General features: G+C 56.3%; 18 protein-coding genes and 3 pseudogenes. 7 read left to right on the top strand and 14 right to left on the bottom strand.

Annotation, left to right across the window (positions count from 1 at the left end):
- Window positions 1-176: 176 nt before the first annotated feature.
- The 7 genes and pseudogenes from JNO11_RS03515 to proB all read right to left on the bottom strand — a co-directional run bounded on the left by JNO11_RS03515 (window position 177) and on the right by proB (window position 5,647).
- Complete coding sequence (locus JNO11_RS03515) at window positions 177-470, bottom strand: hypothetical protein (RefSeq protein ID WP_033766602.1); 294 nt, start codon at window positions 468-470, stop codon at window positions 177-179.
- A complete protein-coding gene (locus JNO11_RS03510) occupies window positions 467-814 on the bottom strand; it encodes a hypothetical protein (protein ID WP_061901722.1) in 348 nt (115 codons plus the stop codon). Before JNO11_RS03510 ends, JNO11_RS03515 begins: the two co-directional genes overlap by 4 nt.
- Window positions 811-1,279, bottom strand: a pseudogene (locus tag JNO11_RS03505) (glycoside hydrolase family protein). Before JNO11_RS03505 ends, JNO11_RS03510 begins: the two are co-directional and overlap by 4 nt.
- Before the next feature lie 204 nt (window positions 1,280-1,483).
- Window positions 1,484-1,762 carry a hypothetical protein gene (locus JNO11_RS24755; protein ID WP_071785064.1) on the bottom strand — a complete coding sequence of 93 codons (279 nt, stop codon included), beginning with the start codon at window positions 1,760-1,762 and terminating at the stop codon, window positions 1,484-1,486.
- A gap of 423 nt (window positions 1,763-2,185) precedes the next feature.
- Window positions 2,186-2,917 (bottom strand): S24 family peptidase, encoded by a 732-nt coding sequence (locus tag JNO11_RS03500; protein ID WP_325176925.1) that lies wholly within the window; start codon window positions 2,915-2,917, stop codon window positions 2,186-2,188.
- Window positions 2,918-3,278: 361 nt separating this feature from the next.
- Complete coding sequence (proA, locus tag JNO11_RS03495; RefSeq protein ID WP_325176924.1) at window positions 3,279-4,532, bottom strand: glutamate-5-semialdehyde dehydrogenase; 1,254 nt, start codon at window positions 4,530-4,532, stop codon at window positions 3,279-3,281.
- A gap of 10 nt (window positions 4,533-4,542) precedes the next feature.
- Window positions 4,543-5,647: pseudogene (gene proB, locus JNO11_RS03490) on the bottom strand (glutamate 5-kinase).
- A gap of 239 nt (window positions 5,648-5,886) precedes the next feature.
- On the opposite strand from proB, the gene ompC reads away from it, so the two are divergent.
- Window positions 5,887-6,999, top strand: a complete 1,113-nt coding sequence (gene ompC, locus JNO11_RS03485) for a porin OmpC (RefSeq protein ID WP_010255197.1) — start codon at window positions 5,887-5,889, stop codon at window positions 6,997-6,999.
- A gap of 103 nt (window positions 7,000-7,102) precedes the next feature.
- Here ompC and crl read toward each other — a convergent pair whose 3' ends face one another.
- The 3 genes from crl to gpt all read right to left on the bottom strand — a co-directional run bounded on the left by crl (window position 7,103) and on the right by gpt (window position 9,459).
- Window positions 7,103-7,504 carry a sigma factor-binding protein Crl gene (gene crl / locus JNO11_RS03480; protein WP_003851176.1) on the bottom strand — a complete coding sequence of 134 codons (402 nt, stop codon included), beginning with the start codon at window positions 7,502-7,504 and terminating at the stop codon, window positions 7,103-7,105.
- A gap of 132 nt (window positions 7,505-7,636) precedes the next feature.
- Complete coding sequence (frsA, locus tag JNO11_RS03475; RefSeq protein WP_325176923.1) at window positions 7,637-8,884, bottom strand: esterase FrsA; 1,248 nt, start codon at window positions 8,882-8,884, stop codon at window positions 7,637-7,639.
- A 116-nt stretch (window positions 8,885-9,000) separates the two neighbouring features.
- A complete protein-coding gene (gene gpt, locus JNO11_RS03470) occupies window positions 9,001-9,459 on the bottom strand; it encodes a xanthine phosphoribosyltransferase (protein ID WP_009091894.1) in 459 nt (152 codons plus the stop codon).
- 255 nt (window positions 9,460-9,714) lie between these two features.
- On the opposite strand from gpt, the gene pepD reads away from it, so the two are divergent.
- From pepD to JNO11_RS03450, 4 genes are all read left to right on the top strand, one after another.
- Window positions 9,715-11,172, top strand: a complete 1,458-nt coding sequence (pepD, locus tag JNO11_RS03465) for a beta-Ala-His dipeptidase (protein WP_325176922.1) — start codon at window positions 9,715-9,717, stop codon at window positions 11,170-11,172.
- A 262-nt stretch (window positions 11,173-11,434) separates the two neighbouring features.
- Entirely contained in the window at window positions 11,435-12,940 is a 1,506-nt protein-coding gene (locus tag JNO11_RS03460; RefSeq protein WP_031292786.1) for a sugar ABC transporter ATP-binding protein, read from the top strand.
- Window positions 12,937-13,938, top strand: coding sequence for an ABC transporter permease (locus JNO11_RS03455; protein WP_010671160.1), 1,002 nt, complete (start codon window positions 12,937-12,939; stop codon window positions 13,936-13,938). The genes JNO11_RS03460 and JNO11_RS03455 overlap by 4 nt, the downstream gene beginning before the upstream one ends.
- Window positions 13,939-13,963: 25 nt before the next feature.
- Window positions 13,964-15,031: a sugar ABC transporter substrate-binding protein gene (locus JNO11_RS03450; protein WP_010255186.1), complete on the top strand. Its 1,068-nt coding sequence runs from the start codon at window positions 13,964-13,966 to the stop codon at window positions 15,029-15,031.
- Window positions 15,032-15,067: 36 nt separating this feature from the next.
- On the opposite strand, the pseudogene dinB reads toward JNO11_RS03450, so the two are convergent.
- Window positions 15,068-16,124, bottom strand: a pseudogene (gene dinB, locus JNO11_RS03445) (DNA polymerase IV).
- Between the two features lie 244 nt (window positions 16,125-16,368).
- On the opposite strand from dinB, the gene dpaA reads away from it, so the two are divergent.
- A complete protein-coding gene (dpaA, locus tag JNO11_RS03440) occupies window positions 16,369-17,112 on the top strand; it encodes a peptidoglycan meso-diaminopimelic acid protein amidase (RefSeq protein WP_010255183.1) in 744 nt (247 codons plus the stop codon).
- On the opposite strand, the gene JNO11_RS03435 is transcribed toward dpaA, so the two are convergent.
- Together JNO11_RS03435 and lpcA are read right to left on the bottom strand one after the other, a co-directional pair.
- Window positions 17,083-17,850: a class II glutamine amidotransferase gene (locus JNO11_RS03435; protein WP_010255181.1), complete on the bottom strand. Its 768-nt coding sequence runs from the start codon at window positions 17,848-17,850 to the stop codon at window positions 17,083-17,085. The two genes, dpaA and JNO11_RS03435, sit on opposite strands and share 30 nt — an antisense overlap.
- 51 nt (window positions 17,851-17,901) lie before the next feature.
- Window positions 17,902-18,480, bottom strand: a complete 579-nt coding sequence (lpcA, locus tag JNO11_RS03430) for a D-sedoheptulose 7-phosphate isomerase (RefSeq protein WP_010255178.1) — start codon at window positions 18,478-18,480, stop codon at window positions 17,902-17,904.
- A gap of 253 nt (window positions 18,481-18,733) precedes the next feature.
- On the opposite strand from lpcA, the gene fadE reads away from it, so the two are divergent.
- On the top strand, window positions 18,734-21,184 hold the full coding sequence (fadE, locus tag JNO11_RS03425) for an acyl-CoA dehydrogenase FadE (protein WP_010255176.1): 2,451 nt from the start codon (window positions 18,734-18,736) through the stop codon (window positions 21,182-21,184).
- 192 nt (window positions 21,185-21,376) lie between these two features.
- On the opposite strand, the gene mtnK is transcribed toward fadE, so the two are convergent.
- A complete protein-coding gene (mtnK, locus tag JNO11_RS03420; RefSeq protein WP_154209603.1) occupies window positions 21,377-22,576 on the bottom strand; it encodes an S-methyl-5-thioribose kinase in 1,200 nt (399 codons plus the stop codon).
- Window positions 22,577-22,653: the final 77 nt, after the last annotated feature.

The raw sequence follows: 22,653 nt of genomic DNA, 5'->3' as shown, positions 1-22,653 counted from the left end.
TCGCGCTGAAATCAGCGCACTACTTAGCCGCAGCCGGATGGCCGCAAAGGGAGTCCCACATGTCGTTGTGGGTGTTGATGGCGCGCACCGTACGAACGTCCATTTTTTTGCGCGTCATCGCCGTAGGTATAAAGAGGGGAAAAAGTACGCAGGCAGAGTCGGTGATCGCCACCGGCTCAGGGTTTGTGGTATTTCGACTGCTGCAGCTTGTCGCGAGCAGCAGCGTCATCAAGGCTATGGTTGTCAGTCGCCACACGGTTAGCCTCCTCGCGGTTATGTTGTTGCTGTTGCGCCACCGCGGTGACGCGGGACGCCTCCTGTTGCGCGTTATCGACGTCAGAACGCGCTTTTTGCTGCACTTTGCCGATTTTCTTGCCGCCGAAATAACTGGCGGCCAGTGCCGCAATGACGCCAGCCAGCGCGGCGAGCCAGTGCCAACTGCCGCCCAGTAAGGTGGTAATCAGAGTCATGGCTTCGCTCCTTCAGACTGCTCCTTCGCATTGAGCAGGTTTTTCTGACGAACAAATTGTGCAATCACCCCCATCGCCACCATGAAGGCGCCCACCAGCCCGAGGTAGTTGTGCGGCAGAATCGCTTTAACGTCTTCGGGCAGTGCACTCCAGGCATCAACGGCGGCCGAAGGAAACGACTGCGCCCAGGCGCTGAGCATGGAACCCAGCGACGCAAGCCAGACAGACCAGGTTTTGAAAAGCAGGCGGGCATGAGCGACAAACTGGAGGGTGGTAAAGCGCTGCAGCAGCAGCAGAATGATGATTGCCGTCAGCACGGCGGTGAGAAACATCAACCCTCTCATAGCAACCCCCTGTAAACCGCATAGGTTCCGCTGCGCATCATCTCCGCGTGACGTCTGGCGCGGCCCGGCGTCTGACGGGCCCAGAGGCTGTTCATCATCGCGTCAGCCGCATCATTAAACTGTTCAGCCACGATCGCGCTGAGCATGTTTTTGAACTGCAGGACGCCCTCGACGCCCAGCTGATAAGCCATGCTCAGCAGCACGTCGGTGCGGGCGTCGTTGCACTTCGCCAGCGCATTACGCAGCAGCTCCCTGCCCTGCATCTCCTGAATTTTGTTTTCAAGAATGCACTGCTTCCAGACATCACCGACGCGCCGTGGCACGCGGAAAGCGTAATTACTCAGAGACGCCCCCCTTGGGTCCAATGCGAATGCCGCCGGCCACCGTGGGAAAGCCCAGCGTGTCGAGATAGGGCGTGTCGACATACCCCTCTTCAAAATTCAGTACTGCGATTATCTGGCTCATAACGACTCCTCAATGACGGGTTAAAGCAACTCAGCCTTGTGAAAAGAAATACATAACGCTCGCTGATCATTACTCAGCACGGCGCAGCAGAAGGCCTTACTGACCCTGCAGCAAAACTGAACAGTAATTCAGCAAATTGCGCCCAGTGAGAACTGGAGAAAGCGAAGAGTTAGCCGGAACGGAAAAATGCGTTTTCTGCGCGTTTCAGCTCACGGCGTAGAGATGAACGTGCGGAAGACAGCAATTGTCGAAACTGGGTGTTTCCTGACTGGTGACGCGGGGTGCAGTAATTGCGCGGTCAACGCGCGGGGCGACCTGACGCTGGCAGATTTGCTCTGCACGTCTCAGGGTGGGTGTTTCAGTTGGGAAGTTCAGGGCCTCGTCGATGCTCTGTGTCAGGCTGCTGAGAGGTTGGCGCCGCCGGTGGCGACGAGTACGTGCGTTGCCTATAAAAACGCTTTTGCCATAGTGAATTATCGCCATAACTCCTCCTGTGAATGAGTCTTTGGCGATGGGGTGGCAGGCGCGAGCTTTCGGCGAACCGAACGGGCCCGAATGTCGCGTATCACGGTCGCACGCTTACCGCCCGGCTGCATTAGCAGTCAGGTGGAAAGTAAGCGAGGGGAAATAAACGGCATCTGACGACGCTGCATTTTGCGCATCCACCCCATCCCAAAGTTCACTAACTTTGGGGTGGTATGATTCGCGCTTGTGCAGCGCCTCAATTGTTTAAGAGCGGCTCGTCCCTGAAAGAACTGCTTCGTTCATCCATATTCAAATTATTAACAGGTTCTTATGCTTTATCAAACACTGTTGGTTAATTTTTTATTTACCGCTGGTTAAATTTATGAATTTATGCCGATTATTTTTTTTTCAGCCTTCCTGAAAAAACCGGCAGAAGTGGCCTTAACCGAGGATTTGATAATGTCGCGCCTGGCTCATGATCACTTTGGCCAGTACCTTCAGGCTGGTGACGTCATCATGATTGAGATACCAGGTTTCATAGCGCTTATTATCTGATATTACAGCGATTTTCTTATGCTGCAGCTGCAGGCGCTTGAGATAGAGCTGCTCATCGAGGGTGAAAATATAGATGCCGTCGCCGTCGAACATCCGCACGCTGATATCCACAAACAGCTGATCGCGCGGCGCAAAGGTGTCAGCCATGGAGTCACTGTTGATAGCGATTAACCGGATGTTTTCCGCCGGGCGCCCGTTGAACAGCACCCGCGCCTCATCCAGACCATATTCGATCGCCTGGATAGTCTCGACAAACTCATCACGCGCGGGCAGGCCTGCAGCACTTCGCTGACCAATGTCGAGGCTATCAATCCGAAACACATTCTTCTGACCGGTGAGCGCACTTAGCGTCATCGGTTCAGCAGGTTGTTCCATACCGTATTGCAGCCACTCAACCCTGACGCCCAGCAGCTGGCTGAGAGCCAGTAAATTGCCGCCATCCGGCACTGACTGCGCGTTAAACCACTTCCACACTCCCGGCGTTGAAATCTTACAGCCTTGCTGCTGCAGAGCCCTGGCAACCTGTTTGTTTCGTCCATGTCCGGCAATGCCGGCACTCTCACAGGCCGCTATCAGCCTGGCGGTGAAAGCTTGTCTTGTACTTTCTTTTTTAACCATTAGTTAATAATCAGCCATAGAAGAGATACTGGATGTTATTTTCATTATTGCTACCAGTTCATTTTATATTACCGCTCGTTTACTACCTAACCGCTTTATCAAGCATTCCTGATAATCATTATCCGCTTCAGCCCGCGGCTGGACAAAAAATATTGCCTCAGGCCGCGTACAGCCCCGGCTTTCAGGAATGTTCCGTAAAAAATTGCGTGAATATCAGCCAGAATAATGGCCAGTAGTGACGAGACCGGAACGGAAATTAAGCTGATGCGCAGAAAACTCTATCTTTCACTGGACCGGAAAGTGGAGCTAAAAAAAAACGGGAGTCTCTGAAAGACTCCCGCTTTGTTAAAAATTATGGCAGTTATGGCCGGAGCGTATCGTCGCCCCATGCTATCCATTTATAGGTCGTCAGCGCCTCTAATCCCATCGGGCCACGAGCATGCAGTTTCTGTGTACTGACCGCCACTTCGGCACCCAGGCCAAACTGTCCGCCATCGGTGAAGCGGGTGCTTGCGTTGACATAGACCGCTGAGGAGTCGACCTGACGGACAAAACGCGCGGCGTTGCGGGTATTACGGGTCAGGATGGCATCCGAGTGCTGCGTGCCGTGCGTACGAATATGATCGATCGCCTCATCCATATCCGCCACTAATTTGACGTTAAGATCCAGCGACAGCCACTCATCATTGTACTGCTGCGGATTCACCTGCGTGACCGATGCCGGGCCTTGCTGCAGCTGCGCCAGCACGTTGCTGTCAGCATGCAGCGCAATCGCTTCCTGTGCCATACGCGCGCTAAAGGCGGGCAGGAAACGATCGGCAATCGCCTGATCCACCAGCAGCGTCTCCAGTGAGTTACAGGCGCTGGGACGCTGTTTCTTAGCGTTGACGATCAGATCAAGTGCCGGTTCGATCTCCATCGTCTCATCAATATAGATATGACAAACGCCGATGCCGCCGGTAATCACCGGAATAGTGGAGTTTTCCCGGCACAGCTTATGCAGCCCGGCTCCGCCACGCGGGATCAGCATATCGACGTAGCGATCCAGCTTCAGTAGCTGATTCACCAGCTCGCGATCCGGATTTTCGATCGCCTGAACGATCGCCGCAGGCAGACCGTGCTGTTTCAGCGCGTTCTGGATCACCCGGACGGTGGCCGCATTGGTGCGCCAGGTCTCTTTACCGCCGCGCAGAATGGCGGCGTTGCCGGTTTTCAGGCACAGAGTGGCGACGTCCACCGTGACATTGGGACGCGCCTCGTAGATTACGGCCACCACGCCCAGCGGCACGCGACGACGCTCAATACGCAGCCCGCTGTCGAGCTGACCGCCGTCAATTAGCTGTCCAACCGGATCGGCCAACTGGCAGACCTGGCGCACATCGCTGGCGATGCTGCCGAGGCGTTGCGGATTGAGTGTCAGCCGGTCCAACAGCGCGGCTCTCATACCGTTCTGACGCGCATCGGCTAAATCCAGCTCATTGGCCGCCAGAATGTCTGCGCTTTCCGCCTCCAGACGGTCGGCAATAGTCATCAGAACCTGATTTTTCTCTGCAGTCGACAGATCGGCCACGGTGTAAGCTGCGGCGCGCGCCGCTTTTCCCATCTCTTCTAGCATTGTCCGCTCCTTAACTGACGATCATGTCGTCGCGGTGAACCGCCACCGGGCCATATTCATAGCCCAGGATTTCGCTGATCTGCTGGCTGTGATGACCGGCAATCATCCGCATCGCGTCGCTGTTGTAGCGTGAAACACCATGCGCGATATCCCTGCCCTGCAAACTGCGGATACGGATCACTTCCCCACGTGAGAAATTCCCCCTGGATAGCACGGATCCCTTTCGGCAGCAGCGAACTGCCGCGTTCAATAATTGCTGCCAGCGCACCATCATCGACGGTGAGTTCACCTGCCGGAGGCGCACCGAAAATCCAGCGTTTACGATTTTCCAGCGGCGATTGCTGCGCATGAAAGCGCGTACCGACCGGCTTGCCGTCAATAACATCGCTGATTACGCCGCTGCGGCTGCCTGAGGCGATGATCACATCGATACCGGCGCGGCAGGCGACATCCGCCGCCTGAAGCTTGGTCGACATGCCGCCAGTGCCAAGACCCGATACGCTGTCGCCCGCCAGGGCACGCAACGCATCATCAATCACATGGACATCACTAATCAGCTCAGCCTCAGGATTGTTACGCGGATCGGCGGTGAACAGTCCCTGCTGGTCGGTCAGAAGCAGCAGCTTGTCGGCACCGCCGAGCATCGCCGCCAGCGCTGAGAGATTGTCATTATCGCCCACTTTGATTTCAGCGGTGGCAACGGCATCGTTCTCATTGATCACCGGCACTATGTGGTTATCCAGCAGCGCGCGCAGCGTGTCGCGGGCATTCAGGAAGCGCTCGCGATCTTCCATGTCGGCACGGGTCAGCAACATCTGACCAATATGGATACCATAGATTGAGAACAGCTGTTCCCACAGCTGAATCAGACGGCTCTGCCCCACCGCAGCCAGCAGCTGCTTTGAGGCGATGGTGGGTGGCAGTTCGGGGTAACCCAGATGTTCGCGTCCGGCGGCCATCGCGCCAGAGGTCACAATCACAATGCGGTGGCCCGCCGCGTGCTGCTGCGCACACTGACGAACCAGTTCCACCATGTGCGCCCGATTCAGCCGACGGGAGCCGCCGGTGAGAACGCTGGTACCCAACTTGACCACTAAGGTCTGACTGCCACTCATATTTCCTGCCGTAGTGAAAAATTTTTACGAAAGGACGTTTTAACAGGAGTCGATAAGGAAGCCAACAGCCAGCAGGGGAAAAGCACGAATTTACGCGGACAAGAACGTAGACCAAAAGTTCAGGGTTAACAAGAAATCATGAAAAGTGTCATAAAAAGTTCATCGCCGACGGGTAAAAAAGTCCGTGCTTTACAAAAACTTTCATTTTTTTACGGCGTTCACATTGGGATTGATAGCAAATGAAGAAAAGCACACTGGCCATGATCCTCTCCACGCTGACGCTGGCATCCGCCGCGCAGGCTGCCGAAATCTATAACAAAGATGGCAACAAACTGGACTTATACGGCAAAGTTAAAGCTGAGCACTACATCAGCGATAATGCCAGCCAGGATGGAGACAAGTCCTATACCCGTATCGGCTTTAAGGGTCAGACACAGATTAACGACCTGATGACCGGTTATGGTCAGTGGGAATATCAGTACAACGTCAATAACTCCGAAGGCAGCGACGCCAACAACGGCAATAAAACCCGCCTTGGGTTTGCTGGTCTGAAATTCTCGCAGTATGGTTCGGTCGATTACGGTCGTAACTACGGTGTGCTGTATGACGTTGAGGCCTGGACCGACGTGTTCCCGGAATTCGGCGGTGACGGTACAGCCCGTTCTGATAACTTTATGACTCAGCGCGCTACCGGTGTGGCGACTTACCGTAACAACAACTTCTTTGGTCTGGTCGATGGGCTGAAGTTTGCGTTGCAGTATCAGGGTAAAAACGACGCCACCAGCGCCAACACCCGCACCGACATCAACCGTCAGAATGGCGACGGCTACGGTGCCTCACTGGGCTATGCGCTGGGTGATTCCGGTGTGAGCCTGATGAGTGCCATCACCTCTTCTGACCGTACCAACCAGCAGCAGGCACGTGCCTATGGCGGCGGTGACCGTGCGGATTCCTGGGGTGCAGGCGTGAAGTATGATGCCAACAGCGTCTACCTGGCGGCGATCTATACCGATACCCGCAACATGACACCAATCAGCGGCACCAACCGTAACACCGGTGCTACCGTCGCGGGCGCAGCCAACAAAGCGCAGAACATCGAACTGGTGGCGCAGTATCAGTTTGATTTCGGCCTGCGTCCTTCCATTGGCTATGTACAGACCAAAGGCAAAGATATCGAAAACGGTATCGGCGATGCGGATCTGGTGAAATATATCGATGTGGGCGCGACCTACTACTTCAACAAAAATATGTCCGCCTTCGTTGATTACAAAATCAACCAGCTGGATGATGACAACGCGCTGTCGATTAACAACGATGACGTGGTCGCGATGGGTGTGACTTACCAGTTCTGATTTCAGGCTAATGCCGGACAGCATAAGCTACAGAATGTGTGAGCATGAAAAAGGGCGCGTTTTTCAACGCGCCCTTTGCTTGTTGTATAAGCGAACCGCCCAATCAGGCGCTCAGCTTCACCGGTTTCTCATCGAAATCGCTGGCCGGAATCAGATCCAGCTCGAACTCTTTCAGCATCGCTTTCAGACGGGTATGGAAATTCCGTAAGGTCTCTTCCACGCGCGCCGTATTCTCTTTGCCTTTGATGGTTGCCACCGACCAGTCACCCTCTTTATCGAACAGACCGATATGGTAGACATAGGTAAAGTGGTCAGCCTGCGCTTCCAGCTCCATCCACCAGCCCCAGAACTCACGCAGTTCCGGTGCCGGTTTCACATTAACGCAGGCAGCCAGGCAGTCGAAAAAGAACCGGGTTTCGCCACATTTCCCATCGCGAATATAAGGCCCAAGCTCCGTAAAGCGCTTAAGCAGGCGACTGCGGGGATGACCACTTGGTAACGTCATGCTGAATCTCCATAGATTTTGACCGCTATACAGCCTTGATTTTCCGGACGGCCAGGTGATGTCATGTTTCGCTTAACGGCAGCCCGGAAGAATTCCGCTACTAGTTGTAGCAAATACTGTAAATTTTGCCAGTTACCTTTTTAAACGCTTCTCCAGCCAGTCGCAAATTTCATTCAGCGCCTTGTCGAAACTGGCCATCATCGGCTTCACCGGAATCAGCAACGCCTTACCGTCTGACGAAGAGTTAGCGATCAGCTTGCTCTCCTCTTCCGGGCTGAAAAGATCGTTTTGCCAGTAGCCCGACAGCATGGGTGTCGGCGTCCGGCGGCCCAGCAATCCCTGAGTTTTCAGCGAATATCGATTGAGTTCGGTACGCAGCGCACTGTCAGAAGCGGTTGCCATGCCCAGCCGGCTCGCCAGCATATCCATATACATATCCGGGATCTCATCCTGCAACGCTGTCTGCGTCAGCAGCGCATGCACAATCGGGCCAAGACAGGCGACCCCACGCAGCCGCTGCGATTCCAGATAGGCCAGTCGCACGGCCACGTTAGCGCCAAAGCGATAACCAAACGCCGCCACGCGGGTATGGTCGATCCAGGGCACGTTTTTCAGATCGCGCAGCACCTGCTGATGCAGAAAGCTGGTGTCCTGACTCAGCGTCCATTTCACCGAGTTGCCTACCGACGGCACATCAATGGTCAGCATGGCGATGCCGCGCGGGGCAAGGTAATCATGGAACAGGCGATAGTGATCGCTCTGTAATGAGTCGAGCGCGCCACAGAACAGCACGGTGGGATAAGGCGCTTCAACGTCAGGCGGCATGTGCAGAAAGCCGTTAACCGGGCTGCCACCCTGAATGGCGAACGTCAGCGGTTTCAGCTCGCCCGGCAGGCGTTGAGTCGCCTCTTCATAGGCGCGGTTCGCCAGGGTCTGCGCCTGGTCGGCCAGCTCATCCCCTTTTATATAGGGATAGGCCGCAACGCTGTAGAGATGCGCCGCGTGTAACCAGTAGTCGCCCGCCTCGCTGTCGTCGGTAGCCTCCAGCGCTTTCTGCTGCCAGATACCCGCCTGTTTACACCATTCGAAATGCCAGTTGCCGCCGCGAAAACCGATTACAGTGTCGAGCAGCGTCTCATCAGTATGTTCAACATTGCTGATGGCAATACGTGCCAGTACTTCGCTGATCTCCTGCGGCGTCAGGCCACGCCATGTCCACATCAGCTTATTCAGCATACGATACCAGCCACGCTGGCTGTCACCATCCAGGGCTGAGTGGACATCCGAAGTAGCATGATGGTGGCGGCGAACCAGGGTTGAGGTTTCAGGATGTTTAAAGCGCGGTTTGAACAACTTCTCGCTGAGATTTTTGCTCGACATACTCACTTCTCCTGCAACAGAAACGGCGATGGCTAAGTGTACTGTACGGCAATTCGGGGTGCGAGGCACAGAAAGCACAACGCCCGGAAAACCGGGCGTTGTCTGATGCATATCAATCAGCTTTTAACAATCGGCGGGATGTAGACCACGCCCATATCCCACGGCTGCTCGATCCAGGTATCCTGCGGAATATCGACAATATAATCATCAACCAGTGAGCGACCGGCCGGTTTAGCGAAAATGGTGCAGAAACGCGCTTTCGGGTACATCTCGCGAATCGCCTGGGCGGTGCCGCCGGTATCCACCAGGTCATCGATCACGATAAAGCCTTCACCGTCGCCTTCTGCGCGCTTCAGAACTTTCATTTCGCGCTGATGATCGTGGTCATAGCTGGAGATGCAGACGGTATCGACGTAGCGGATACCCAGTTCACGTGCCAGCAGCGAAGCCGGTACCAGACCGCCGCGGCTCACCGCGATAATGCCTTTCCACTGTTCAACAGGAAGCAGGCGCTGGGCCAGTTTACGGGCATGAATCTGAAGCATGTCCCAGGTAACGACGTATTTTTCGCTCATAGAATAGAAATCCCAGCCAACCGAGGTGGCGTAAAAATGTGCAACGGGGAAAAGGTTGCGCGAGATTATAAGGAGTTGACGCACTAAAAACCAGCACCCGCGCACTGGTTGCGGCTTTTTTAGCGCGTCTGAGAGCGCACCCGGTAGAAAACAGTGATATTCTCGGGCCTGGCTCGTCAGATTCTCTGACGGCGATTTTTCACTGGAAACTCGCGATGTCCGGCCTCGCCGGTACACTGACACAGGAGACCTGTCGTGTCTGAATTGTCTCAACTCTCTCCACAGCCGCTGTGGGATATTTTCGCTAAGATCTGCTCTATTCCCCATCCCTCTTTTCACGAAGAAGCGCTGGCGAGTTACATCGTCGGCTGGGCCAAAGAGCAAGGCTTCTGGTGTGAGCGCGATCAGGTCGGCAACATCCTGATTCGTAAGCCCGCCACCGCAGGCATGGAAAACCGTACCCCGGTTGCGCTACAGGCGCATCTGGATATGGTGCCGCAGAAAAATAACGACACCGTTCATGACTTCACCAAAGATCCGATTCAGCCCTGGGTTGACGGCGAGTGGGTGAAAGCGCGCGGCACCACGCTGGGCGCTGACAACGGCATCGGTATGGCTTCTGCGCTGGCAGTACTGGCTGACAACAGCCTGACGCATGGCCCGCTGGAAGTGCTGCTGACCATGACTGAAGAGACCGGTATGGATGGCGCATTCGGTCTGCAACCCAACTGGCTGCAGGCAGAAATCCTGATCAACACCGACTCCGAAGAAGAAGGTGAGATCTACATGGGCTGCGCGGGCGGTATCGACTTCGTCACCACCCTGCCACTGACCCGTGAAGCGGTGCCTGCTGAATTCCAGACCCTGAAGCTGACGCTGAAAGGCCTGCGTGGCGGTCACTCCGGTGCCGATATTCATATGGGCCTCGGCAACGCCAACAAACTGCTGGCGCGCTTCCTGGCGGCACACGCTGCTGAACTGGATCTGCGTCTGCTGGCCTTCAGCGGCGGTACGCTGCGCAACGCGATCCCGCGTGAAGCCTTCGCTACCGTGGCGGTCGAGAGCCACAAAGCGGATGCGCTGAAATCAGCGGCGGCGCACTTCCTGAGCGCCATCAAAAATGAGCACGGCATCAAAGAGCCGAACATCGTACTGGTCACTGAGCCGCTGGCGCATCAGGGTGATGCTCTGAACGCTGACAGCCGCGATCGCTTCCTGAACCTGCTCAACAGCATGCCAAACGGTGTGATCCGCAACTCCGACGTGGCGAAAGGCGTGGTAGAAACCTCACTGAATATCGGTGTGGTGACCATGGAAGCCGATCATGCAGAGATCAACTGCCTGATCCGTTCGCTGATCGACACCGGCCGCGATTATGTGGTGCAGATGCTGACCTCACTGGGCCAGCTGGCCGGTGCACAGACCAAAGCGAAAGGCGGCTACCCAGGCTGGCAGCCTGATGCGGACTCCGCCATTATGGCGCTGACCCGTCAGACCTATATCGCGCTGTTTGATAAGACCCCGAACATTCAGGTGATCCACGCCGGTCTGGAGTGTGGTCTGTTCAAAAAACCGTATCCGGAGATGGATATGGTATCGATTGGGCCGACCATCACCGGGCCGCACTCGCCGGATGAGCAGGTTCACATCGAAAGCGTTGGCCTTTACTGGAAACTGCTGACCACCCTGCTGAATGTGGTGCCAGAAAAGTAATTCTGTCACAAAAAAAGTAAACCAGGCTCCGGCCTGGTTTTTTTTATGCCTGTGACTTTCCCCCAGCATAATTCGCTGCCTTTTCCGCCCTTTCCCCCCGCTATTCCGCCGCTTTCCCGCGCTTCGCTGGTTGTAGCCGCCATTATGTCCAGATGTCTGGATGGCTAATAAGATTTCGTGCTAGCTTATGCGCTTTCGGCTGTTGCCGCGCCTGAAGGTTCAGGAAAAAATGCGGCCAGTGTTTCTTCAGGAGAGTAATGACATGCCAGGGTTAAACTGCCTTGAGATGCGTAACATCTCCATCGCTTTTGGCGGGTTTGCCGCGCTATCGTCGGTGGATTTCCGCAGTGACGGCCATTCAGTACATGCACTGACCGGCGCTAACGGCGCGGGCAAGTCAACACTGATGGCGATCCTTTCCGGTGCGCACAGCCACTACAGCGGCGAGATCCTGCTGGATGGTGAGCCGGTCTCCATCCGCACGCCGCGTGATGCGAAACGGCTGGGTATCCATCTGGTTCAGCAGGAAGTGGACGTGGCGCTGGTGCCGCAGCTCAGCGTCGCGGAAAACATTCTGCTGGATCGGCTGGCAGAGCCTGGCCACCGCTATCGCTGGGGCGAGGTTCGGCGTCAGGCGCGGGCGCTGCTGGCTCAGCTCGACGTGGCGCTGGACGTCAACCGGCTGGTGGAGCGCTGTACCCTGGCTGAAAAGCAGCAAATTCTGCTGGCGCGCGCGCTGTCACACCACTGCCGCTTTCTGATTCTGGATGAACCCACCGCCCCGCTGGATCAGCATGAAAGTGAGCGGCTGTTTGCTGTGGTGCGTCGCCTGCAGGCCAGCGGCATCGGCGTGGTGTTTATCTCTCACCGCATCCATGAACTGAAAGCAATCTGTGACCAGCTGACGGTGCTGCGTGATGGCCGGTTGATCGAAACCGGCCCGATGGCGGCACTGAGCGGTGAGCAGATCGTGGAGAAGATGCTGGGGCATCAGCTCACCGATATCTTCCCGGCCCGTCGTGCGCAGCAGACTCAGCCGCTGCTGCTGGCGATTGACGGTCTTCATGATGAGCAACTGCTGCAGGATATCTCGCTACGATTGCACAAAGGGGAAATTCTGGGCATTGCAGGCCTGGCCGGTGCCGGTAAAACCGAACTCTGTAAGGCGCTGTTTGGTGCCAGCAAAAGCCGCGTCAGTCGCGGTGAACTGCATGGCCAGCCGTGGCAGCCCCGTTCGCCGCATGACTCCGTCAGTCGCCGCATGGCGCTGGTGCCGGAGGAGCGGCGCAAAGAGGGGATCTTTATTGATGAGTCGGTGGCAATGAACCTCAGCGTCAGCGCAGACGACAGCTTTTCGCGCTGGAGCCTGTTTGGTCATCGTCAGGCGTGGCGCTGGGCGGAGCAGGTTATCCAGCAGTTGCAGGTGCGCACCACCGGTCCGGCACAGACGCTGCGCCGTCTCTCCGGCGGCAATCAGCAGAAAGTGGCGATAGGCAAATGGCTGCGCAACAACGCCGACGTGCTGATTTTCGATGAGCCGACGAAAGGCGTCGATATTAAAGCCAAAACCGAACTCTTCACCCTGATCGATAACCTGGCGCGCGAGGGGAAAGGCATCATTTACGCGTCGGGAGAGTTTTCTGAACTGGTCGGTTTATGCGACCGGATTTGCGTGCTCTGGGATGGACGCATTGTGGCCGAACTGGCTGCACGCGACGTCACCGAAGAGACGCTTTTGCTCTATTCCACCGGAGGAACCCCTGCGTGAGCAGCAAAGAAACCAGCCTGAATCTGACAGCCTCGCCGTGGCGTCACCAGTTGTTCGACTTTCTCTATAAATGGGGCATGTTGCTCACGGTGGTGATCCTGATCGCCGCCTTTGGTCTCGCCTCCGACAGCTTCCTTGAACCCAACAACATCATCAATATTCTGCGCTCAATTGCCATTGTCACGGTGATTGCTATCGGCGTCTCGATCTCGCTGACCGTTGGCGGCTTTGATCTGTCGGTCGGATCGACCGCCTCGCTGGCCAATGCGCTGGTGATTTCACTGTTTGTCTGGTACGGCTTCGGCACTACCACCGCCATCCTGCTCACCCTGGCGCTCTGCACCCTGGTCGGGCTGTTTAACGCCTTTCTGATTGTGATCCTGCGCATTCCCGACATGCTGGCAACGCTGGCGACACTGTTCGTGATTCAGGGGGTGGCGATGACCTACAGCTTTGGCGGATCGATCACCGAGAACATGGTGCTGCCGAGCGGTGATATGGCGGAAGGCACCATTCCGGCGGCGTTTGGCCTGCTCGGCCAGGTGCCCACCATCGTCATCATTATGCTGGTCGTCACCGTCGCCGCCCAGCTGGCGCTGTCGCTGACCAAACATGGTCGCCGAATGTATGCGCTGGGCGGTAATCCGGAAGCGGCGCGCCTCTCCGGCATCCGCACCACCCGCTACCGGGTGCTGGCTTATGTGATCGCCTCACTGCTGGCCGGTCTGGGCGGCATTCTGCTCGCCTCGCGTATCGGCTCCTCGCAGGTCAATGCCGGGAGCGGCTACCTGATGGACGCGGTCGCGGCGGCGTGGATCGGCTTCTCACTGGCGGGTTCCGGCAAGCCGAATGCACTGGGCACATTGGTCGGTGCGGTGATCCTCGGCGTGCTGCAGAACGGTCTGGTGATGCTCTCTGTTCCCTATTACGCCATGGACATTATTAAAGGGCTGGTGCTGGCTTTAGCACTGGCGATCACCTATATCCAGCGCCGCTGAGGCGCGTTTACCGGAGTTGATAACAATGCAAAAAATAACACTCTCGCTGCTGGCCCTGAGCCTGCTGAACGCCAGCGCCGCCTTCGCGGATACCGTCACGCCGGTGCCTGCGGCTATCGCCAGTCATGATGGCCCGATCCGTATTGCGGTGATCCGCAATCTCGGCTCCGATGACAACACCACCCAGTTTGTTGCCGGTGCCATTCAGCAGGGTCGCCAGCTTGGCTTCAAGGTCAGCACCTTCCTCAGCAATGGCGACGATGCGCGCTTCCAGGATTTCGTGAATCAGGCGATCAGCCAGAAATATGACGGCATCGTGCTGTCGCACGGTAAAGCGCCCTACGCCAGCGGACTGGTGAAGCGCATTGCCGATGCAGGCATTAAGCTGTCGGTGTTTGATACGCCGGTGGATAGCCCGATCCCGGGCGTGACCGTCACCGCGCAGGATGACGCTTCACTGGCGCAGTTGTCGCTGGGCCAGCTCATCCATGATTTCAACGGCAAGGCGAACATCGTCAAGCTATGGGTTGCCGGTTTCCCGCCGATGGAACGCCGTCAGGTGGTGTATGAAAAACTGCTGAAAGAGAATCCGGGCATTCATCAGCTTGAGTCGATTGGTGCGGTTTCAACTGACGTTCAGGGCGACACCGCCAATAAAATTGGCGCGATTCTGGCGAAATACCCGAAAGGCAAAATCGACGCCATCTGGGGTGCCTGGGACGCCTTCAGCCAGGGCGCTTACAAAGCGCTGCAGGAGAATGGCCGTACCGAGATCAAACTCTACAGCATTGATGTTTCGAACCAGGATTTGCAGCTGATGCGCGAGAAAAACAGCCCGTGGGTGCAGACGGTAGCGGTGGATCCTAAAACTATTGGCGCGGTGAATATGCGTCTGGTGGCGAAGAAAATTGCCGGTGAAGAGACGCCAGCGACTTATCAGTTTAAAGCGGCATCGATCTCTCAGCAGCAGCTTAACAGCCAGCCTGGCGCGGTGAACGTCGCGTCACTGAACAAGATCATTCCGGGCTGGGGCAGCAATGAGGATTTCGTTGCCCCGTGGTTTGCGACCCTGGCGGCGAAATATAAGAAGTAATCGGATGTCAGCCTTGCCGGTCGGTGAGGCTGACGGTTACAGACCCAGCAGCAGCTGACGCTCCAGCTGGGGATCCACCATAGTCACATGTAATCCCACCAGCCGCACGCCGCGCCCGGCACGACGCTCATCCCAGGTTTTACGGGCGATGGCAATCATGTCCTCTTTATTCAGCACCGGCCAGATATGCTCCTGGGTCGTCTGCTGAAAATCACTGAACTTCAGTTTGACGCCCTGTCGCGCCACCTGCTTGTCAGGTCGGATCTGCGTCAGCCGGCGTTCCAGTTCGGCGTAGAGAAAATCGATAATTTCCAGGCAGGCATCCCAGTCGCTGATATCTTCCGCCAGCGTCCGTTCAACCCCCAGCGATTTACGCTCGCGCTCAACGATCACGCTGCGGTCATCAATGCCATTACTGCGCTCCCACAGCACCCGGCCAAACTTACCAAAGCGCTTTAACAGCAGCGCTAAGTCCGCCTTCTGCACGTCGCCACAGGTTACCAGCCCCATCTCTTCCAGCTTTTTTGGCCGAGACCTTGCCGACGCCAGGGATTTTCGCCAGCGGCAGGGTCAGCAGAAAACCGGACATCTCCGGTGGGGTAATCACGAACTGCCCGTCCGGCTTATTGAGGTCAGAGGCGATCTTCGCCAGAAATTTAATCGGGGCGATGCCCGCTGAGGCGGTAAGCCCGGTTTCACGGTAGATGGTGGCACGGATCGCCTGCGCCATCAGCGTGGCAGAGCCGTGACAGTGGGGGCTGTCGGTGACATCCAGATAAGCTTCATCGAGGGAGAGCGGTTCAATCAGCGGCGTATAGCGGGTAAAGATGTCGCGGATCTGCGCGGAGGCTTCTTTATAGGCGTCGAAGCGTCCTGGCAGCAGACGCAGATGCGGGCATAACTTGAGGGCCATGCCGGTTGGCATCGCGCTGCGCACGCCAAATTTGCGCGCCGGATAGTTGGCGGTGCTGATCACGCCGCGACGTTCGCGGCTGCCACCAATGGCGATCGGGATGTCGCGCAGCTGGGGATTATCACGCATCTCCACCGCGGCATAGAAGCAGTCCATATCGACATGAATGATTTTACGCATACCCCCTCCGGCACTGGATAAGTATACAGTTGGCAGGGGTAACTGCAATATTTGTCGCGCTGACGATTAAAGTTTACAAATTTCTGGTCGAATATCCTTCAGTAAATCGCGAATTTGGCTGACGCCGTCTTGCTAAAAAAACAGACAATGTTTAATGTTGCGCTGCGGTAGCGGACAGTTCCGATAATGCAAACAGAGACGCACATTTTGCGTCATGTTCTCTTCACCTCAAGGTACACACAGCATGGGCAAAATCGCACTCCTGTTTGCGATGATTTTACTGCCAGCCCTCAGCATGGCAATGACACCCGAACCCGTCTCAACGGCACCGGTCAGCAAAGAATTAAAGAAGCAGTTACTCGGCACCCCGGTCTATATCCAGATCTTCAAGGAAGAACGCACGCTCGAACTCTACGGCAAAATCGGTAACGAATACCGCCTGCTGGACACCTACCGCATCTGTAACTTTTCTGGCGGCCTCGGCCCGAAACGCCGTGAAGGCGATTTCAAAAGCCCGGAAGGTTTTTACAACGTGAAGCTGAATCAGCTGAAGCCGGATAGCCGGTTTTATCGCGCGATCAACATCGGCTTTCCGAATCAGTACGATCGTAATCAGGGCTACAGCGGCAATTACCTGATGATTCATGGCGACTGTAAGTCGATTGGCTGCTATGCCATGACTAACGCCTATATGGATGAGATTTTTACCTATGTGAATGCCGCACTGCGTAACGGCCAGCAGGATATCAGCATCAGCATCTATCCATTCCGCATGACCGACAGCAATATGCAGCGTCACCGCTACTCCACCTATGCCAGTTTCTGGCAGCAGCTGCAGCCGGGATACGCTTACTTTGCTAAATATCATCAGCCGCCGATGGTTAATGTCGCCAGCGGTAAATATGTGATGAACAGCAGCCCGGCACCGGTTTTAGCCAGTCCCGAAGCGGCTTCACGTTCATTCCTGGCGCTCTCCAAGGCAGAATAACGCCCATTCACCTGGCACGATCCGCTGCCAGGTTTCATTGGCCGTCAGTGGCTGCGTAGCAATCACCGTCACCACGTCATGCGGCGTGGTGTGCTGCTGAAAATCGACCTCCACATCCTGATCCAGTAACTGCGCCCGGCCAAAGGGTGCGCGACGGGTGATCCAGTAAAGATTGGTGGAGCAAAAGGCCATCAGATAACGGCCGTCTGACAGCAGCATGTTAAACACGCCCTTCTGCCGCAACGTGCCGGCAAGCTCCCCGATAAAACGGAATACCGCAGGCCAGTTGCCTGGCGTACGTGGATAGCGCGTCGCCAGCTGATGCAGGATCCAGCAGAACGCCTTCTCGCTGTCCGTTTCGCCCACCGGCCGGAATGTGCCGGTCTCCAGCTGCCGATAGCCCCTGAGCTGCCCGTTGTGCGCATAGGTCCAGTTACGGCCCCACAACTCACGGGTAAACGGGTGGGTATTTTCCAGCGACACCTGCCCGCGATTCGCCTGGCGGATGTGCGCCACCACCGAATGCGATTTGATCGGATACTCCTGCACCAGACGCGCAATCGGCGAGTTAAAGCTCGGCAGCGGATCTTTAAACGTACGACAACCTTTATCTTCGTAGAAGGTAATGCCCCAGCCATCTTTGTGAGGCCCGGTTCCACCGCCACGCTGAACCAGACCGGTAAAGCTGAAACAGATATCCGTGGGAACATTGGCGCTCATCCCGAGCAATTCGCACATAGCCACCGCCTTAGAGTAAGCGGCCTCCCGTCAGGCGGGAGGCCAGCGCAGTTACTTCACCATCTCTTTTTCGATCAGCAGCATCAGGATGTGGATCACTTTAATGTGGATCTCCTGGATGCGATCGGCATAACCAAAGTGTGGCACCCGGATTTCAATGTCGGCACTGCCTGCCATCTTACCGCCATCTTTACCGGTCAGGGTGATCACTTTCATCCCCTGCGCACGGGCAGCTTCAATCGCTTTAATGATATTGGCAGAGTTACCGGAAGTTGAGAGGCCCAGCAGCACATCGCCCGGACGCCCTACCGCTTCCACATAGCGTGAAAAGACATAGTCATAACCAAAATCATTACTGACGCAGGAGAGATGGCTGACATCAGAGATGGCAATCGCCGGATAGCCAGGACGATTTTCGCGGTAGCGACCGGTCAGCTCTTCAGCGAAATGCATCGCATCGCAATGTGAACCGCCGTTACCGCAGGAAAGCACCTTGCCGCCCGCCTTAAAGCTGTCAGCCAGCAGCACCGCCGCACGCTGGATCGCATGGATATTGGCCTCGTCGCTGAGGAATTTATTCAGCGTATCAGCAGCTTCATTAAGCTCAGAGCGGATAATGTCCTGGTACATAGGGATGTCCTTTTTTAGGAGAGGTTAATCGCAGCAAGTTTAACGGAATGGCCGGTCAGCGCAAAGCGTCATGCCATGGCTGGCCAGGCAGTGGCGGTGATTATCGCTGCAGCAGGTGATGCAAAAATGGACAGAAATCGGTTTTTGTGAGGCAGGTTGTAATTGCGATGTAAACAAATTGATAAATCAACCCAACTGCTCTAAACCTCTCTACATAACAGGTCAGACCTCTTACTACTTGGAGCGGTTCATTATGATGGTTGTCTCGATACTTGCCACAGTGGCGCTGATTGGCGCCCTGTTCTATCACCGCCTGTCGTTGCGGCTCAGCAGCGCGATTCTGCTGCTGTGGACTGCTGCGATGGCTTTTGCTCACCTCTGGACGCCATGGTTACTGTTGCCGCTGGCGATCATTCTGCTGCCGTTCAACCTGCCGTCATTGCGCCGCAGCCTGTTTTCAAAGCCGATGTTTCAGCGCTTCCAGCAGGTGATGCCGCCGATGTCACGCACCGAAAAAGAAGCGATCGATGCGGGCACCACCTGGTGGGAAGGCGATCTGTTTCAGGGCAAACCAGACTGGCAGAAGCTGCACAACTATCCGCAGCCGCGCCTGACTGCCGACGAGCAGGCTTTTCTCAATGGTCCGGTTGAAGAAGCATGCCGCATGGCCAACGATTTCCAGATCACCCATGAGCTGGCCGATATGCCGCCGGAACTGTGGGCTTATCTGAAAGAGCATCGTTTCTTCGCGATGATTATCAAAAAAGAGTATGGCGGACTCGATTTCTCCGCCTATGCGCAGGCCTGCGTGCTGCAAAAACTGTCGGGCGTCTCCGGGATTCTGGCGATTACCGTGGGCGTGCCTAACTCATTAGGTCCGGGCGAACTGCTGCAACACTACGGCACTGAAGAGCAGAAAAATCACTATTTACCCCGGCTGGCACGCGGCGATGAGATCCCCTGCTTTGCGCTGACCAGTCCGGAAGCGGGCTCAGATGCCGGAGCCATCCCCGATACCGGCGTGGTCTGCATGGGCGAGTGGCAGGGTCAGCAGGTGCTGGGCATGCGGCTGACCTGGAACAAGCGCTATATTACGCTGGCACCGATCGCCACCGTGCTGGGGCTGGCATTTAAACTCTCCGACCCGGATCATCTGCTCAGCGATAACGAAAATCCTGGCATTACCTGTGCGCTGATCCCGACCAATACGCCCGGCGTGGAGATTGGTCATCGCCACTTCCCGCTTAACGTGCCGTTCCAGAACGGGCCGACACGCGGCAATAATATCTTTGTGCCGATTGACTATATTATCGGCGGCCCACAAATGGCCGGTCAGGGCTGGCGGATGCTGGTGGAGTGTCTGTCTGTGGGTCGCGGCATTACGCTGCCATCGAACTCAACCGGCAGCCTGAAAAGTGTGGCGCTGGCGACAGGCGCCTATGCCCATATCCGTCGTCAGTTCCGCGTCTCAATCGGTAAGATGGAAGGAATTGAAGAGCCGCTGGCGCGCATTGCCGGTAACGCATACGTGATGGATGCGGCGGCCACGCTGATTACGGCCGGTATTATGCAGGGTGAAAAACCGGCAGTGCTGTCGGCGATTGTGAAATATCACTGCACCCATCGCGGTCAGCGCGCCATTATTGACGCCATGGATATTGCCGGCGGTAAAGGCATTATGCTGGGTAACAGCAACTTCCTGGCCCGCGCCTATCAGGGTGCGCCCATCGCCATCACGGTGGAAGGCGCTAATATTCTGACCCGCAGCATGATTATCTTCGGACAGGGTGCAATTCGCTGCCATCCTTATGTATTGCAGGAGATGGCGGCAGCAGCCAGCAATGATGTTAACGCGTTTGATCAGGCGCTGTTCAGCCACATCGGTCATGTCGGCAGCAGCACCATGCGCAGCCTGTGGCTGGGCTTAACCGCCGGACGCACCAGCGCCACCCCGACCCGCGATGGCACCCGTCGTTACTATCAGCATCTGAACCGCATCAGTGCCAACCTGGCGTTGCTCTCTGATGTGTCGATGGCGGTGCTGGGCGGCAGCCTGAAACGTCGTGAGCGTATCTCGGCGCGTCTGGGCGATGTGCTGAGCCAGCTCTATCTCGCTTCGGCGACGCTGAAACGCTATGACGATGAAGGCCGCAACGAAGCCGATCTGCCGCTGGTGCACTGGGGCGTGCAGGATGCGTTACATCAGGCGGAAGTCGCGATGGACGATCTGCTGCGTAATTTCCCGAACCGTCTGGTCGCGGGCGCATTGCGGATGACTATTTTTGCAGGCGGTCATCACTGCCCTGCTCCGTCTGACCGTCTGGACCATCAGCTGGCAAAACTGCTGCAACAGCCGTCAGCTACCCGCAGCCGTCTGGGCCGTGGCATGTACCTGACGCCCAGCGAGCACAACCCTGCCGGTCAGCTGGAACAGGCATTGCAGGATGTGATGGCGGCAGAAGTGATTCATGACAGGCTGTGCAAACAGACGAAGCAGCACCTCTCTTTTACCCGGCTGGATGCGCTGGCGAAGCGCGCGCTGGAGCAGGGCTGGATTGATGCTAAAGAGGCTGAAGTGTTGCAGCGTGCTGAGGCCAGCCGTCTGCGTTCGATTAACGTCGATGAGTTTGAGGCGGATGCGCTGGCAGTGCCGGTGCCAGAGAAAGCCCCTCAGGCTGCGTCGCGGGCGAGTGAGGCAGCATAGGGTTAGCGTTAGCCTGCATCACCGGCGCAGGAACAGGGTCAGAAGAGGAAAGCGTCCCGCGTCAGGACGACGCGGGCCGAGCGAGCCAGGGATGGCTTTAGCGACTTTCCGATCTGCCCCTGTTTCCGGCGCGGGCACACTCTTACAGCCAGCCTTTGATTTACCTGAAAGCCGACATCACGTCGGCTTTTTTTATCCCGCCTGACGGATGCGGGCAATCAGCGCATCCACATCTTCTACATGATCGGCCGCCAGAATCAGCGTGCGTCCCAGATTAATTGCATTACGGATGCAGTCGGTACGCATCGCCGGATCGGCAATCAGCTTCATATCCGCCACGTGTGACATCCCCACCGTGCGGCGAATTAGTTCGGTGCCGCAGTAACCAATGGTATCAGCCCATACTTTACGCAGAAACGCCTCCGCATAGCCTGGATAAGCCAGCGCCTCATCACGGGTTTTCTCTGCCGCCAGTGCCAGAAAGCCCGCGGCAAAGGTGGTCCAGAGGGTGTGTACATCGCTGAGACGCTGCTCGCGTGCATCGGCGGCCTCACGCGGTGGCAGCAGACCCGGCACGCCGCAGTAGTTAATCAGCAGGTTGCCGATGGCGGTGCCGACATCAAAACCGATAGGGCCAAAATAACCAAATTCCGCATCAATCGCTTTCAGGCTGCCATCAGCAACGAAAATCGATCCGCTGTGAATATCACCATGCAGCAGCGCTTCAGCGTGGGCAAAGAAACGATGCTTGAGACCGCCCACCGCAATGCGCAGTGCATCGTCATTACGCAGGCTGGCGACCAGCGGTTCAAGCGCTTCGGGATAGCTATTGCGCTCATGGTCGGTATAGGGATCGTTAAAGAAAAGATCTTCGGTGATTTCACACATTTCCGGATTAATAAAACGCGCCACTTCCGCTTTTTTCTGGTGCGGATGCAGGATGAAATCGGAGGTATGAAACAGGGTTTGTGCCAGATAGTCGCCTAACTGCTGAGCCGCTTCCGGGTAGTAAGCGCCCTTCACCAGCTCGCCGCGCCAGATGCGATGACTGGAGAGATCTTCCATTACCATCACCGCCAGCTCCGCATCGTAATGGGTGATCTTCACCGTGTGCTGCGGACAATATTTGTAGTGTTCGACCAGGGTCTGCGCTTCCAGCCGCGCCCGATCCAGCGTCAGCGGCCACGACTCACCCACACAGCGCACATAGGGCAGCGCCTGCTTGACCACCACCCGGCTGTTGCCCTGATCGTCATAAATTTTAAACACCAGGTTGAGGTTGCCATCACCAATCTCTTCTGCGCTGCTCAGCGCGGCAGGATTGTCCACGCCGCCAAATTGTCGGGCATATTCCACAGCATCAGCAGCAGTAAAGGTACGGTATTGCGACATTGCCTGTTCCTCATCAATCGAAGGGGGATAACCTGGGTGTAATAAGCCGTTCAGACGTCTATACATCCGTTCAGCAT

The organism is Pantoea sp. 1B4, from assembly GCF_016925765.1.
GTDB classification, from domain to species: Bacteria; Pseudomonadota; Gammaproteobacteria; order Enterobacterales; family Enterobacteriaceae; genus Pantoea; species Pantoea agglomerans.
The sequence above is the reverse complement of the archived record's forward strand: the minus strand, read 5'-3'. Positions and strand labels throughout refer to the sequence as shown.

What these genes read in the sequence shown, in the direction of transcription:
- JNO11_RS03515 (WP_033766602.1), bottom strand. Translation starts at nt 470, where the DNA reads ATGACTCTGATTACCACCTTACTGGGCGGCAGTTGGCACTGGCTCGCC.
- proA (WP_325176924.1), bottom strand. Translation starts at nt 4,532, where the DNA reads ATGCTAGAAGAGATGGGAAAAGCGGCGCGCGCCGCAGCTTACACCGTG.
- crl (WP_003851176.1), bottom strand. Translation starts at nt 7,504, where the DNA reads ATGACGTTACCAAGTGGTCATCCCCGCAGTCGCCTGCTTAAGCGCTTT.
- JNO11_RS03460 (WP_031292786.1), top strand. Translation starts at nt 11,435, where the DNA reads ATGCCAGGGTTAAACTGCCTTGAGATGCGTAACATCTCCATCGCTTTT.
- frsA (WP_325176923.1), bottom strand. Translation starts at nt 8,884, where the DNA reads ATGTCGAGCAAAAATCTCAGCGAGAAGTTGTTCAAACCGCGCTTTAAA.
- dpaA (WP_010255183.1), top strand. Translation starts at nt 16,369, where the DNA reads ATGGGCAAAATCGCACTCCTGTTTGCGATGATTTTACTGCCAGCCCTC.
- JNO11_RS24755 (WP_071785064.1), bottom strand. Translation starts at nt 1,762, where the DNA reads ATGGCGATAATTCACTATGGCAAAAGCGTTTTTATAGGCAACGCACGT.
- gpt (WP_009091894.1), bottom strand. Translation starts at nt 9,459, where the DNA reads ATGAGCGAAAAATACGTCGTTACCTGGGACATGCTTCAGATTCATGCC.
- JNO11_RS03510 (WP_061901722.1), bottom strand. Translation starts at nt 814, where the DNA reads ATGAGAGGGTTGATGTTTCTCACCGCCGTGCTGACGGCAATCATCATT.
- JNO11_RS03435 (WP_010255181.1), bottom strand. Translation starts at nt 17,850, where the DNA reads ATGTGCGAATTGCTCGGGATGAGCGCCAATGTTCCCACGGATATCTGT.
- mtnK (WP_154209603.1), bottom strand. Translation starts at nt 22,576, where the DNA reads ATGTCGCAATACCGTACCTTTACTGCTGCTGATGCTGTGGAATATGCC.
- fadE (WP_010255176.1), top strand. Translation starts at nt 18,734, where the DNA reads ATGATGGTTGTCTCGATACTTGCCACAGTGGCGCTGATTGGCGCCCTG.
- lpcA (WP_010255178.1), bottom strand. Translation starts at nt 18,480, where the DNA reads ATGTACCAGGACATTATCCGCTCTGAGCTTAATGAAGCTGCTGATACG.
- ompC (WP_010255197.1), top strand. Translation starts at nt 5,887, where the DNA reads ATGAAGAAAAGCACACTGGCCATGATCCTCTCCACGCTGACGCTGGCA.
- JNO11_RS03450 (WP_010255186.1), top strand. Translation starts at nt 13,964, where the DNA reads ATGCAAAAAATAACACTCTCGCTGCTGGCCCTGAGCCTGCTGAACGCC.
- JNO11_RS03500 (WP_325176925.1), bottom strand. Translation starts at nt 2,917, where the DNA reads ATGGTTAAAAAAGAAAGTACAAGACAAGCTTTCACCGCCAGGCTGATA.